At 30.0% G+C, this 15630-nt stretch carries 12 protein-coding genes; 11 read left to right on the top strand and 1 reads right to left on the bottom strand.

Going from position 1 to position 15630, the window contains the following annotated elements; all coding sequences use genetic code 11:
- The first annotated feature begins 6 nt into the window (after positions 1–6).
- Entirely contained in the window at positions 7–303 is a 297-nt protein-coding gene (locus HGI79_RS15180; RefSeq protein WP_207725792.1) for a transposase, read from the top strand.
- A gap of 4 nt (positions 304–307) precedes the next feature.
- Here the strand turns inward: HGI79_RS15180 and HGI79_RS15175 are convergent, their stop codons facing one another.
- Positions 308–955, bottom strand: a complete 648-nt coding sequence (locus tag HGI79_RS15175; RefSeq protein ID WP_185651546.1) for a Mur ligase family protein — start codon at positions 953–955, stop codon at positions 308–310.
- 167 nt (positions 956–1122) lie between these two features.
- Here HGI79_RS15175 and HGI79_RS15170 point away from each other — a divergent pair, with 167 nt between their 5' ends.
- From HGI79_RS15170 to gltA, 10 genes are all read left to right on the top strand, one after another.
- Positions 1123–2016, top strand: a complete 894-nt coding sequence (locus tag HGI79_RS15170) for an AraC family transcriptional regulator (RefSeq protein ID WP_185651545.1) — start codon at positions 1123–1125, stop codon at positions 2014–2016.
- A 166-nt stretch (positions 2017–2182) separates the two neighbouring features.
- The gene (locus tag HGI79_RS15165; protein WP_207725790.1) at positions 2183–2551 is read left to right on the top strand and encodes a metalloregulator ArsR/SmtB family transcription factor; all 369 of its coding nucleotides are present in this window, start codon (positions 2183–2185) and stop codon (positions 2549–2551) included.
- A 34-nt stretch (positions 2552–2585) separates the two neighbouring features.
- Complete coding sequence (locus tag HGI79_RS15160) at positions 2586–5018, top strand: heavy metal translocating P-type ATPase (RefSeq protein ID WP_185651544.1); 2433 nt, start codon at positions 2586–2588, stop codon at positions 5016–5018.
- Between the two features lie 338 nt (positions 5019–5356).
- Positions 5357–6898, top strand: coding sequence for a glycosyltransferase family 39 protein (locus HGI79_RS15155; RefSeq protein ID WP_185651543.1), 1542 nt, complete (start codon positions 5357–5359; stop codon positions 6896–6898).
- Between the two features lie 125 nt (positions 6899–7023).
- A complete protein-coding gene (locus HGI79_RS15150; protein ID WP_185651542.1) occupies positions 7024–8022 on the top strand; it encodes a glycosyltransferase family 2 protein in 999 nt (332 codons plus the stop codon).
- Between the two features lie 47 nt (positions 8023–8069).
- Positions 8070–9398 (top strand): FAD-dependent oxidoreductase, encoded by a 1329-nt coding sequence (locus HGI79_RS15145; protein ID WP_185651541.1) that lies wholly within the window; start codon positions 8070–8072, stop codon positions 9396–9398.
- Positions 9399–9577: 179 nt separating this feature from the next.
- The gene (locus tag HGI79_RS15140) at positions 9578–11533 is read left to right on the top strand and encodes a sigma-54-dependent Fis family transcriptional regulator (RefSeq protein ID WP_185651540.1); all 1956 of its coding nucleotides are present in this window, start codon (positions 9578–9580) and stop codon (positions 11531–11533) included.
- Between the two features lie 222 nt (positions 11534–11755).
- Entirely contained in the window at positions 11756–12829 is a 1074-nt protein-coding gene (locus HGI79_RS15135) for a 2,3-butanediol dehydrogenase (RefSeq protein ID WP_185651539.1), read from the top strand.
- 239 nt (positions 12830–13068) lie between these two features.
- Positions 13069–13944 (top strand): sulfide/dihydroorotate dehydrogenase-like FAD/NAD-binding protein, encoded by an 876-nt coding sequence (locus HGI79_RS15130; protein WP_185651538.1) that lies wholly within the window; start codon positions 13069–13071, stop codon positions 13942–13944.
- A gap of 117 nt (positions 13945–14061) precedes the next feature.
- Positions 14062–15444 (top strand): NADPH-dependent glutamate synthase, encoded by a 1383-nt coding sequence (gltA, locus tag HGI79_RS15125; protein WP_185651537.1) that lies wholly within the window; start codon positions 14062–14064, stop codon positions 15442–15444.
- The last annotated feature ends 186 nt before the right edge of the window (positions 15445–15630 follow it).

The following is a 15630-nucleotide window of genomic DNA, read 5'->3' as shown; positions in this document are numbered from 1 at the left end:
TAGTTAATGATCCAAATATATTATCTTATATTTTTTTTATTAGTTCTACCGGTATATATATCCAACGAAGGTAAGACATTCATTATAGATGGTAAGAAGCTAAAGTCTATTAATCAATGGTTCAATAAAGAAAATAGCCGACTTCAGAGTATAAAAGACTTGCAAAGTATTAAAGGAACTACTAAAAAGCAATCTGAACTGAGGAATAATAGAAATAATAAAGTAAATGATTATATCAATAAAACCTGTAGATATATTATGAAGCCCCCACTTCTAAAGTGGGGGAGAGTTCACATACGGTAATCTATTATTTAAATCTTTTTACATGATTTAGACCTTCAATAATTAAGGATAAAGGATATCCCAAGAAGTAACAGGTACTTATAGATGCTAGTGCGTTATAGACATGTGCTTTTTCGAAAGTGTTTAAGGTAACCTCTTTTTGGGAATTATGAAAATCAAGATTAAATTTTATACCCTTTTGACAGTATCGAATTTCTTTAGCCATGAAATCACAAGAAGTTGTTATTCCATAAGTTATTATATGGAAGTTTGCAAGTTTTTTAATCTCTTGAAACCCAAGGTTATCTCCATTTACTATGCCAATACCATATATATTAAATAACTCACTTAATCTTTTCTTATTGATTTCTGAGTCATAAAGGTTACTACAAAAATATTCTGGTATATCAGTAAATATAATCATATCGAAATTATAGGCTTTTAGTCTATGATAATATAAGGATGTAGGTGAAAGTTCTTGTAGAGGTATATTTTCTATAGTATCTTCTATTTGTGCCTTTAATCCTAAATATCTTAATAGTTCTTTTACTAAATAAGTTGCTGAAGTATTTGTGTTAGAGCCGGCTATCCCAATAATATTGGATTTTTTAGAAGAGAGATTATTTATTTTAATAACATTATGCGATAGATTACTTAATAATGTGCTCTCCATATATATTCCCCCATTAATTATAATTTTCTTTTCATTAAGTATTGTCTTTTATAATACTAGTATACTCTTAACTTTTACTAAGTTTACTAATAATACTGCTTTAAATATTGTAAAAACTGCTTTAATATTAAAGCGTATTAAATATGGTAGAATCTTGTGGAGGAAGTATGATAGAAGAAAGTAGTTCTTTAAATAGTAAAAGAGGATATTTACAAGAAGATTTTATTTTCTTTCATCTAAAGGACAAAAATCAGCCAGAATTTGAATTACATTACCATGATTTTAACAAAATTATTATATTTATATCAGGAAAGGTGACATATTTAGTAGAAGGTAAAGCTTATGATTTAAGACCTTGGGACATTCTCTTTGTAAATAAAAATGAAATTCATAAACCTATTATAGACTTAAATGTGGACTATGAACGTATAATACTATGGGTAAACTCAAGATTTTTGAAAAACTATAGTAGTAATAATTGTAATTTACAAAGCTGTTTTGAGATTACATATAAACAAAAATATAATCTTCTTAGATTAAACTCAAATTTTACTAGAAGTATAAAATATACTACCTTTAAACTTGAGGATGCTAGTAAGAGCAATGAATTTGGGAGTCAAATTCTAAAAAACTCTCTTTTTCTTCAACTAATGGTATATTTGAATAGATTGGTCTTAGGATGTGAATATATAGAACAACATAATGAGGCAAGATACGATAAAAATATAAACGATATTATTAACTATATTAATGAAAATTTAAGTGGAGATTTATCTTTAGATACAATATCTGAGCAATTTTATGTGAGCAAATATTATCTTATGCATAAATTTAAAAAACAAACAGGATGTACAATTCATAGTTATATAACTCAAAAGAGGATTATTATGGCAAATAATTTGGTTAAAAAAGGTAAAAATATAACAGAGGCATGTGTTGAATGTGGATTTGGAGATTATTCTAGTTTTATAAGAGCATTTAAAAAGCTTTTTGGTATGGCACCAAAACAATACTATAGGAATATTTTAGAAATAGAAAAGCAGTACGATGAAGATATATGACTTAAAGTGCAGGATGGTATTTTATGCTTGGGCCACTTTTCCATTATTTGAAAAGCGGCCCAAGCTTTTTATAGTTTGCTTACATAAAATATTGACAAATTTTATTAGTAAGAATACAATGAATACATGAACAATCATTCATATGTTCATATAAGGGGGGATAACTTTGATAAATGAAAAGAATATTACTGAAACTTGTAATTGTACTATAATTCACGAAGATATAATAAATAAAGTAAAAGAAAATATACCATTAGAAGAAACCCTATATGATTTAGCAGAATTGTTTAAGGTTTTCGGAGATACAACAAGAATAAAAATAATATGTGCTCTTTTTCAAGCAGAAATGTGTGTATGTGATATGGCAGCTCTACTCGGAATGACACAGTCAGCGATATCTCATCAGCTTAGAGTACTGAAACAAGCTAGGCTGGTAAAGTATAGAAAAGAAGGTAAAGTAGTTTATTATTCCTTAGACGATGAACATGTAAAAGCTATATTTGATCAAGGTCTTATGCATATAAAAGAAAGATAAAACAAATTACAAATACATAAGGGGGGATTGCCACATGCCAGATAAAATTAAAAAAGTGCAAGTACTAAATGCTAACAAATTAAAAGTTCCCGAAAAAAATATAAAAAAAGAATTTATTCTACATGGGTTAGGATGTGCAAATTGTGCTGCTAAGATGGAAAAAAAGGTTTCTGAGTTAGAAGGAGTTTCTAATGTTTCTGTAAATTTTCTTACTAAAACTTTAGCTATGGAAATTAATGATTTATCTAAAGTTGAAGAACTTATAGCTGCAGCTAAAAAAACTGTTAATAACATTGAGTCTCATGTAGAAGTTAGAGAAAAAGAGCAAGGTGCATTATTAAAAAGAGATATATTGCTTGAAGGTTTATGTTGTGGCAATTGTGCAGCAAAAATTGAAAGAGAGGTTAACAATTTATCAGAGGTAACAAATGCACATATAAACTTTGTGTCTAAAAAATTGAGTATTGAGTTTAGTAATAAAAATTATGAAAGTGATATTATAGAAGAAGTTAAAAAGATTGTTAGTAGAATAGAACCTGGAGTTAAAGTATTAGTTAGTAAAGAGAATAATATAAAAGAAGCTTCTCACCATGACTACCACCATGATCATGGAAGTGAAAACAAAAAAGAAGAAATTATAAGATTAGCTATAGGTGCTGCAGTTTTTGCCATTGCTACTATATTTAAGTTTTCAAGTGGAATTGAATTTATTTTATATTTAATTAGCTATATATTAGTTGGTGGAGAGGTTATATTAAGAGCATTAAAAAATATTGCAAGAGGTCAGGTATTTGATGAAAACTTCTTGATGGCCATAGCAACTGTAGGAGCTTTTTCTATAAAACAATTTCCGGAAGGTGTAGCGGTTATGCTATTTTATCAAATAGGAGAGTTGTTTCAGAATGTAGCTGTAGACCGTTCGAGAAAATCTATATCAGAGTTAATGAATATTAGACCGAATTTTGCTAACTTAAAGATACACAATGAAATTAAAAAGGTATATCCAGAAGACGTAACAGTAGGAGATTTTATAGTTGTTAAACCAGGAGAGAAAGTACCTTTAGATAGTGTAGTAGTAGAAGGAAAGTCCATGATGGATACTTCAGCTTTAACTGGAGAGTCTGTACCAAGGGAAGCTGTAGTTGGAGATACTATTTTAGGTGGATTTATAAATAAAAATGGATTGTTAACTGTAAAGGTAACAAAGGAATTTGGGGAATCAACAGTAGCAAAAATATTAGATTTAGTTGAAAATGCAAGCAGTAAAAAGGCTCCAACTGAAAGTTTTATAACTAAATTTGCCAGATATTATACCCCTGTAGTTGTTATATCAGCAGCTGTATTAGCTTTTATTCCTCCTCTATTTATTACTGGGGCAAGCTTTTCACAATGGATATATAGAGCATTAGTATTTTTAGTTGTATCTTGTCCATGTGCTTTAGTAATATCTATACCTTTAGGTTTCTTTGGTGGTATAGGTGGAGCGTCAAGAAACGGTATTTTAGTAAAAGGTGGAAATTACTTAGAAGCGCTTAATGATGTTGATACTGTAGTTTTTGATAAGACAGGAACTCTTACAAAAGGTATATTTAAAGTAACAGCTATAAAGCCAGAAAATGGCTTAACAGAGGATGACTTATTAGAGTATGCTGCTTTTGCAGAATGTTATTCAAATCATCCTATAGCAAATTCCATTCTCAAGGCATACGGTAAAGAAATAAATAGAAATGAAATAGAAATATATGAAGAAATATCGGGACAAGGTATCAAGATTGAAACTAAAGGAAAGCAGGTTTTAGTGGGTAACATAAAACTGCTAAAGGGAGAAGGTATAGAATTTAGGCAAGTAGAAGCAGTAGGTACTGTGGTATATTTAGCTGTAGATAATAAATTTGCTGGATATATTGTTATCTCTGATGAAATTAAGGAAGACGCTGCCAAGGCTATTAAAGATTTAAAATTGTCAGGAGTATTTAAAACTGTAATGCTAACTGGAGATAACGAAAAAGTGGCTTCAAAAGTAGGGATAGCTTTAGGAATAGATGAAGTTTATTCAGAATTACTTCCAGATCAAAAGGTTGAAAAGTTAGAGGCTATAGAAAAGCAAAAAACATCAAAGGGCAAGTTGGTATTTGTTGGGGACGGAATAAATGATGCACCAGTACTAGCAAGAGCAGATATAGGAATAGCCATGGGTGGAGTTGGATCAGATGCGGCTATCGAGGCTGCAGATGTAGTAATTATGACTGACGAACCATGGAAGATTGTTTCAGCTATAAGAATAGCAAAGAAAACCAAAAGCATAGTTATGCAAAACATAGTTTTTGCATTAGGTATTAAGGTAATAATTCTAATACTAGGAGCCTTTGGAGTGGCAACTATGTGGGAAGCTGTATTTGGAGATGTAGGTGTAGCTGTAATTGCCATATTAAATGCCATGAGAGCTATGAAAGTAGATAAGTTATAAAAAGTTAACCTATTGAGTTGTATTTATTAAAATTAAAATTTTGATAAATACAATTACAATAGGTTAATTTTTTTATAAAACTTTCTCGATCATTATATTAGACTATGGAAGTTTTATTTTTGCTTCAAAATTTATAAAAATTTTTTATAAATTTTGAAGCAAAAATAAAAGCACATAAAAAGGATTATTTATTGTATATAAAGATTTTTTATGGGACATATATTTTAGAATCAATTGAATATATAAATAAATCATAGTACACAATAATAATGATTATTTGTGTTAACTATAAGCAATATACTAATGATAACTTTAGTTATAAAAGAGGCATAAGGATAATGAAAGTTAAGCTTAATGTTGTAGATAAATTATTAGATGTTATTGAAAAGTATTATTATGTATTCCTAATAATTATATTTTCACTAACTATATTTAATTTATTTTATTATTTAAAAGATACCCCTATATATAGTTGGGATGAGGCTAGGCACGGTATAAGTGCTTACGAAATGTTAAAAAAACAGGAATATATAGTAAATACTTATGGTTATAAAAATGATTATTGGAATTTAAAACCACCTATGAGTTTTTGGTTTATAATGCTTGGATATAAGCTAGCAGGATTCAATGCTCTAGGATTAAGGCTATTTTCAGCAATTGCAGCTTTTATAACAATATTTATATCATCCTTATTTGTAAAGTATAAACATGGAAAAGTATCTTCATTGATTTGTGCAGTAATTTTAACAGTTTCGCCTAAATATATAGTTATTCATAGTGCTAGAACAGGTGATGCAGATTCATTATTGGTGTTATTTTTTACAATATCTATGCTTTCTATGATATTAATTCATAAAAATATAAAATTCTTTTACTTATCTGGATTAGGATTTTCATGTGCTTTTCTAACTAAGAGTTGGCATGCATTAAACATAATAATTATTGGTTTTATATATTTATTATTTACAAAAATATTGTTTAAATTAAAGTTAAAACAATGGGGTATGTTCTTATTGAGTGCTTTTGGTCCAATACTAATTTGGGGAATTTTAAGATACAGAAAAGATGGTTTTGAGTTTTTTTATATGATGATAAATTATGATCTTTTAAGTAGAACTTCAACAACACTAGAAGGACATATAGGAGATAAATGGTTTTATTTTAGTATACTGAAGACATTTTACTCCATATGGTTATCACTATTAGCAACAAGCTTTATATTTTATATAACAACTCATTTAAATACCATATATATGAATAGATTTAAAATAAAAGAGAAACATTATATATTGGCACTAGTGCTTTGGATAACTATACCTTTAATATTATATACAAACGCAAAGACAAAAATAGCTTGGTACATATTACCTGTCTATATACCTATTGCAATATCTATTAGTTTATTATGTCATAAAATACTGAGAGGTGTAAAGAGGAACATAGTTGTACAGTTAGTAACTATAGTTTTAATAATAAAAGGTATATATGATTATGAAAACGTAATAAAAAATCACATTGTTAGCTTTAAAAATGATAACAGAAGAGTAACTTTTAATAAGACTTATGTATCACAAGATATTCAGGGGATAAAGGCTTATATTTATTATGATGATTATACTCCTATTAATGTTGGTCCTATGAGTGAGTTCAAGAGCTGGCGACAAAGTGATATGTTACAGGCAGAATTGTTCTGGGATTTAGTACCGGAAGATGGTGGATTAGAAGCATTTTTAAAAGATAACAATGAAAAATCTATTATAATACTACCTAAAAAACAGATAGTCAACAATCTTATTAAAGAGAAGCATTTAAATGTTTTATCAGATGGAGGATATTTTTATATTTTGAATAAAGATGTAAAATATAAAAAAGATATTTAGGTAAAAATTGTAAAATAGTTTATATATAATGTATAGTATTAGATAAATGTTGGGACTATATAATTAATTACATAAATGAAAATCAAATATGGTAAGTTATGGACTTTTAAATAGGAGGCAGTACTATGGAAAATAAAGAGTTGGTGTCGGTTATTGTACCAATGTATTATGAGGAAGATGTTGTAAGTGAATGTTATAAAAGGCTAAACAATGTAATGCATAGCACGAAACTCAACTATGAACTGATTTTTGTCAATGATGGTAGCAAGGATAAAACTATAGACATATTAAAAGTAATTGCACACAGTGATAAAAAAGTTAAAATAATAGATTTGTCTAGAAATTTTGGGCATCAGACTGCGGTTACAGCAGGTATATTTAACTCAAATGGAGATGCTGTAGTAATCATAGATGCTGATTTACAGGATCCACCAGAATTAATTTTAGATATGATAAATAAATGGAAGCAAGGCTTTCAAGTAGTATACGGAAAAAGGAAAAAAAGAAAAGGAGAAACTTGGTTTAAATTATTGACTGCAAAATACTTTTATAGGTTTTTAACCTATATGTCCGATGTATCTATACCTGAAGATACTGGTGATTTTAGATTGATGGATAGGAAAGTAGTAGAAGTTTTCAAATCTATGCCAGAAAGAAATAGATTTGTAAGAGGAATTGTGAGTTGGCTAGGATTTAATCAAACATGTATTGAATATGAGAGAGAGGAAAGATATGCAGGGGAAACCAAGTATCCATTAAAAAAAATGGTAAAATTAGCTTCTGATGGAATTATTTCATTTTCATTAAAACCACTAAAATTTATAATAAAATTAGGAATTTTAATGATACTTGCATCAATAGTTATAGCTTTATATGTTCTTGTTACAAAAACCTTAGATCATTCAGTAGGCAGCAGTACATTTTTAATGATAAGCATAATATTTTTTTGTGGCATTCAGCTGTTAGCAATGGGCATATTAGGAGAATATATTGGAAGGATATATGATGAAAGTAAGAATAGACCTTTATTTATCGTAAAAGATATGATAAATTTTCAAAAATCAGACATAGGGAAAGAAGTGAAAGAAATTAAAGAAGTAAAAGAAATTAAACAAATATCTTAGTTTAGCATATTCTTAATTAGAATCTTTTGGTGGAAGGAGTAGTACAAATGAAAGTTGTAGTTATAGGTTGTACACATGCTGGAACAGCTGCAATAAAGAATATAGCAGCATTACATCCTGATGCAAAAATAACTATATATGAGAGAAACGATAATATTTCATTTCTTTCATGTGGAATTGCATTATATGTTGGAGGTGTAGTAAAAGATCCTAAAGGATTATTTTACTCTTCTCCTGAAGAATTGGCCTCTCTTGGTGTAAAAACTAACATGAACCATGATGTATTAAAAACTGATTTAGAGAATAAAAAGTTAATAGTTCGTAATCTAAAAACCAATGAGGAATTCGAAGATACTTTTGATAAATTAATAGTTACAACAGGTTCATGGCCTATAGTACCTAAAATAGAAGGAATTGACTTAGATAATATTTTACTTTCTAAGAATTTTTATCATTCTAACACCATAACAGAAAGGGCTAAAACTGCAAATAAAATAGTAGTTGTAGGTGCAGGTTATATTGGAGTGGAATTGGTTGAAGCCTTTGAGACAAATGGAAAGAGTGTAACATTGATTGATGCACAAGATAGAATTTTAAGCAAATACTTAGATAAAGAGTATACAGATATAGCAGAGAAAGCCTTTTCAGACCATAATATAAAGTTGGCTTTAGGAGAAACTGTTACTAGATTTGAAGGAAACGACGGTAAGGTTTCAAAGGTTGTCACTGATAAAGGACAATATGAAGCGGATATGGTAATATTATGTATTGGATTTAAGCCAAATACACAATTGTTTAAGGACCAAATAGAGATGCTGCCTAATGGTGCTATAATAGTCGATGAGTATATGAGAACAAGTAAAGAAGGCGTATTTGCTGCTGGAGATAGCTGTGCAGTAATATACAATCCAACTGGAAAACATGAGTATATACCACTGGCTACAAATGCTGTACGTATGGGAACGTTAGTTGCTAGAAATTTAGTAAAACCAACTACCAAGTATATTGGTACTCAAGGAACATCTGGTATTAAAATATATGAATATAATATAGCATCCACAGGTCTTACAGAAGATTCAGCAAAAGCAGCTGGAATTAATGTTAAAGTCGTGAAAGTTACAGATAACTATAGACCAGAATTTATGCCTACATATGACTCTGCAACATTAAAAGTAGTTTATGAGGCAGAATCTAAGAAAATTTTAGGAGCACAAATTATTTCAAAAACGGATTTAACACAGGCAATAAACACCATGTCAGTTTGCATACAAAGTAAGTTCACTATAGATGAGTTAGCCTTCGTTGATTTCTTCTTCCAACCCCATTTTAACAAACCATGGAACTTATTAAATTTAGCTGGATTACAAGCTGAATAATTTTTTATGCTTTCACTAGGTAACCATATGATAAAATCCAAGATATAAATTTTTATATCTTGGATTTTTGTGTCTTATAAGTTTAAGTAAATCAATGCAAAATGTAAATTGGACAAAGATATTAAAAGTGTAATAAGATATACTCACAATTAGTTATACTAAGTTAAGGGGTGAACATTATGAAAAACTACACAGAGGTTATATCTAATGATTGGAAAGTTTTTATTGAAAAAGGATATATAAGTAATAGGGTAAGGCCTGAAATTGCAGAATCATGGAAAAGATGCAGGGCTTATGGTATTGATCATATGAATGGACGAGGAAATAATGCAACATTAGTTGATGCAGAAGTAAAAATTAAAGAAAATACTGACTTGATAATATCAGCTAGGCCAGTAATGGAAAGTATATATAGTATTGTAGCAGGTTCAGGATTTGCTATAATTCTATCAGATAAAGATGGTTATATAGTGGATATAATAGGTGATAGTGATATTATGCAAAGAGCAGAGGAATTAAATTTTATAAAAGGTGCTTTGTGGACTGAAGAATCAGTAGGAACAAATGCTATAGGTACGGCATTATATTTAAATAAACCAATTCAAACTATTGGGGCTGAACATTTTGGTATAAATCAGCACTCGTGGACATGCTCAGCGGCACCTATTCATGATGAAGATGGAAACATATGTGGATGTATTAATATGTCGGGAAACTACTATAATGCTCATTCTCATACCTTGGGTATTGTAACTGCTGCTGCACAATCAATACAAAAACAGTTAGAACTAACTATTTCTTACAATCTTATGAATGTAACTTTTGATTCCATATGTGAAGGTATGATTGTTTTAGATAGCAAATTGAAAATTAGGAGAGTCAATGATAGAGCATCTGATATTTTGAATATAACTCATGAGGAAGCTATGAATATAAATATAGTTGATACATTAAAAAGTGTAAATTTTTATGAAATAATTAGTCAAGCTCATAAAACTTATCACAATATGGATTGTGATTTTTATATAAAAAATAAAAGAATTAAATGTATAATGAATGCAGTTTCAATGATGGTAAGTGGTAAGTTAGTTGGGATAGTTATAACTTTTAGAGAAGTACAATATGCTCATAGAATAGTAAATAAAATTATAGGTTATAAAGCTTCTTATAGATTTGAAGATATAATAACTGAAAATAAAGAGATGAAGAGAGTTATAGACTTTGCTAAAAAAATATCTGAAAATGATTGTAATATACTTATTGAAGGAGAGAGTGGAACTGGAAAAGAACTTATGGCGCAATCAATACATAATTACAGTAATAGGTTAACAGGCCCTTTTGTTGCTGTTAACTGTGCTTCTATACCAAGAGAACTGGTAGAAAGTGAGCTTTTTGGTTATGAAAGAGGTGCTTTTACTGGAGCGTCAAAAGAAGGACATCCAGGTAAGTTTGAATTAGCAGATGGAGGAACAATTTTTTTAGATGAAATTGGAGAACTGCCCCTAGATATACAATCCAAGTTTCTAAGAATATTAGATAACAATAAAATTATTAGAGTTGGGGGATCTTATGAAAAACAGTTGAATGTACGTGTAATATGTGCTACTAACAGAAATTTAAAAGATGAAATCAGCAAGAAAAACTTTAGAAGTGATCTTTATTATAGATTAAATGTAATGCATATTAAAACTATACCTTTAAGACAAAGGAAAGAAGATATTGAAGGACTTACTAAATATTTTATAGAAAGATTAAATGCTAAAAATCATCATAATGTTAAAAAAATAAATAGATCATACATAAATATATTAAAAAAATATGATTGGCCGGGAAATGTAAGAGAATTGAGAAATATTGTAGAGAGAGATTATTATCTAAATGAAGAAATATTAACACATATTGGCGGAGGAGATGAGGCTTTATCAAAATCTAACTATGAAAAAGATAATAGATATAATGTAATTCCAATTCAAATTATAGAAAGAAAAACAATAGAAGATGCATTAAAAAAGTGTGATGGCAATATACTTAAGGCTGCCAAGTTGTTAAATATAAGCAGAGCAACTATTTATAGAAAAATGAAAAAATATAATATTAAAAATCAAGAAAATAAAGTGTATAAAAATGAGAGTTAATAAATGTAAAGTATCAAAATGATACATGAAAAAGTGTATTATTTTGATACAATATACTTAAAAATCGCATAAAAACTATGGTTTTAAATTTGGCATGATTATTGCTATATATATTTGTGAACATTTTAACATAACAAGTTGTTAACAAATCGCTTAAGATATACATAGTTATCTTAAGTAATATTATAATACATAGTAAATTATATAATTGGAGGAAAAATGATGAAAGCTGCATTATGGTATGAAAAACAAGATGTAAGAGTTGAAGAAATTCAAGAACCAAAGGTTACGAAAGGAACAGTAAAAATTAAAGTGAAATGGTGTGGAATCTGTGGTTCAGATTTACATGAATATTTAGGGGGACCAATATTTATTCCAGTTGGACAACCTCATCTACTAAGTGGTAATACTGCTCCAGTAGTTTTAGGCCATGAATTTTCAGGTGAAATTGTGGAAATTGGTGAAGGTGTAACAAAGTTCAATATTGGAGACAGAGTGGTTGTAGAACCAATAGTAGCCTGCGGAAAATGTCCAGCCTGTAAAGAGGGAAAGTATAATCTTTGTACATCACTAGGATTCCATGGACTTTGCGGAACTGGTGGAGGATTAGCAGAATACACTGTATTCCCAGAAGAATTTGTTCATAAAATACCAGAAAATATGTCTTATGAGCAAGCTGCATTAATAGAACCAATAGCAGTAGCACTACATTCAGTAAGAATTGCAAACTTTAAGACTGGAGATACAGCGCTTGTATTAGGTTCAGGACCAATTGGACTTGCTACTATAGAATGTTTAAAAGCTGCTGGTGCTAGTCTGGTAATAGTTCTTCAAAGAAAGTCAATAAGACAACAATACGCTAAGAGAGCGGGTGCGGATATAGTTCTTGATCCAAATGAAGTTGATATAGCAGAAGAGGTTAAGAAACTTACAGGTGGAGTAGGGGTAGATGCTGCCTTTGAAACTACAGGAGCTAAGATTGGTTTTGATACAGGAATTAACAGTTTGAAATACGAAGGTGTTATGGTAGTAACAAGTATTTGGGAAGATGAAATAAGCTTTAATCCTAATGCTTTAGTATTTACAGAAAAGAAAATAGTGGGAACATTGGCATATAGACATGAGTTCCCAGCAACAATTGCTCAAATGAGTGATGGAAGAATAAAAGCCCAAGAATATATTACAAAAAAAATAGTACTTGATGATATTGTAGAAGAAGGCTTTGGTGCCTTAACTGGACCAGAGAAGAAAACTCATGTAAAAATACTTGTAACACCAGATAAATCTCTTTTATAGACTTAGTTATTATTAAATAATAATAAACTATATACTCTTCTTAATTAGTTAAAGAATTGTACTAGTTTATCTCTTGTAGAAGCTAGGATTCATGCTTGATAGTTCATATATAAATAGAGATTTTAATTTAAGTCTTACTTAGTTATATTACAGTAAGCTATTAGTGTATTAAAATTAATTGCATACGCTAATAGCTTATTGAGATTATAGATAATATGTAAAATTATGGAGGAATTAGTATGTACAAAATAGTAGCAAAAAGACTTTTAGCACCACAAATATATTTAATGGATATTGAAGTACCTAGAGTGGCAAAATCTGCGAAACCTGGACAATTTGTTATAATTAAAATGGATGAAAAGGGTGAGAGAATACCTCTTACAATATGTGATTATGATGAAGAAAAGGGTACAGTAACTATAGTATTTCAAACTTTAGGTACATCTACAAAACAAATGGCAGAATATGAAGTAGGAGATTTTTTTGCAGACTTTGTTGGACCATTAGGTCAACCTTCTGAATTAGTTCATGAGAATATTGAAGATTTAAAAAATAAAAAAATCATGTTCATAGCTGGTGGCGTTGGAACAGCACCAGTATATCCTCAAGTGAAATGGCTTCATAATCATGGAGTTAAGGCGGATGTAATTATAGGATCAAAATCAAAAAATAATGTTATTTTAAATGAAGAAATGAGTAAAGTAGCAAATAATCTATATGTGGCTACAGATGATGGTTCCTATGGATATAAAGGACTTGTTACAGATTTATTAAAGGAGCTAGTAGAAAAAGAAGGTAAAGCATATGACTTGGTTATTGCTATAGGACCGATGATAATGATGAAATTCGTTGCTAAACTTACTAAGGAATTAGGAATAAACACAATAGTAAGCTTAAATCCAATAATGGTAGATGGAACAGGTATGTGTGGTGCTTGTAGAGTTACTGTTGGTGGAGAAACAAAATTTGCTTGTGTAGATGGACCGGAATTTGATGGACATCTTGTGGATTTTGATGAGGCTATGAGAAGACAAACTATGTATAAAACAGAAGAATCAAAAGAAGAATTCAGAAAAAGTCATAAACATGTAGGCGGTTGTTGTTGCGATAAGTAAATAACTTATAAGTATCAAGTATTTTTATAATTATTATTTTTAAATTTATAGTAATTAATTGTTTAGCAATTATTTAAAAAAGTATTTTTTAGAAGAGTTAATTCAGGAGGAAATATTATGGATAGAATGAAAAGAGTACCTATTAGAGAACAAGAACCTAAGGTTAGAGCAACAAATTTCCAAGAGGTGTGTCTAGGATATAATGAAGAGCAAGCTTTACAAGAAGCAAATAGATGTTTAGATTGCAAAAATCCTAAGTGTGTTACAAAATGTCCAGTGTCAATAAGTATACCAGAATTTATATCTAAAGTTAAAGTTGGAGATATTGAAAATGCAGCTAAAGTAATAGCTAAATCTAGTGCACTTCCAGCTGTTTGTGGAAGAGTATGCCCTCAGGAAAGACAATGTGAAGGACAATGTGTTTTAGGAATAAAAGGAGAAGCTGTGGCTATAGGTAAACTTGAAAGATTTGTAGCTGACTGGTCTAGAGAAAATAACGTGGACTTATCGGAAACAAAACCTAAGAATGGTAAAAAGGTTGCAGTAATAGGAAGTGGTCCTGCGGGACTTACCTGTGCAGGAGACTTAGCAAAACTCGGATACGATGTAACTATATTTGAAGCGTTACATGAAGCAGGTGGAGTTTTAGTTTATGGTATACCAGAATTTAGACTTCCAAAGGATACAGTAGTTAAATACGAGGTGGAAAATGTTAAAAAGCTTGGTGTTAAAATAGAAACTAACGTTATAGTTGGTAGAACTGTTACTATAGATGAGCTTATAGAAGAAGAAGGTTTTGACGCTGTATTCATAGGTTCTGGAGCAGGACTTCCAAAGTTCATGGGAATACCTGGAGAAAACCTAAATGGAGTTTTCTCAGCTAATGAATTTTTAACAAGAAGTAATCTAATGAAAGCTTTTAAAGAAGGATTTGATACACCTATAAGAGTAGGACAAAAGGTAGCTGTAGTAGGTGGTGGAAATGTTGCTATGGATGCTGCAAGAACCGCTTTAAGACTTGGAGCAGAAGTGCACATAGTATATAGGAGATCAGAAGCAGAACTTCCTGCAAGAGTGGAAGAAGTACATCATGCAAAGGAAGAAGGAGTAATATTTGATGTGCTTACAAACCCAATAGAAATTGTAGGAGACGAAAAAGGTTGGGTTAAGGGCATGAAATGTGTAAGAATGGAGCTTGGAGAGCCTGATGCTTCAGGAAGAAGAAAGCCTGTAGTGGTTCAGGGTTCAGAGTACATAATGGATGTTGATACAGTAATTATGTCTCTTGGTACATCACCAAACCCATTAATATCTTCTACAACTAAAGGTTTAGAAATAAATAAATATAAATGCATAGTAGCTGAAGAAGAAACAGGGTTAACTTCTAGAGAAAAAGTATATGCAGGTGGAGATGCAGTAACTGGTGCTGCTACTGTAATACTTGCTATGGGTGCTGGAAAAAAAGCTGCTAAAGCTATTGATGACATGTTATCACAATAAGAAATTAACATATATGGATAACCACGCCCGAGATTTAACTTATACTACGGAATATGCTGCCAAACTTCGGCACGTTAAAAATTTTTAATCAGTCTAAAGTTCGTGTTTTTGAAAATCTAAGAAGCATTGATAAACTCGTACCTCAAACATATCAAAGCTCCTAAGATTTTCTAAAAACACTTCACT

Source organism: Clostridium sp. DJ247, assembly GCF_014231265.1.
Note: the sequence above shows the minus strand (reverse complement) of the source record. Positions and strands in the feature narration are given on the sequence as shown.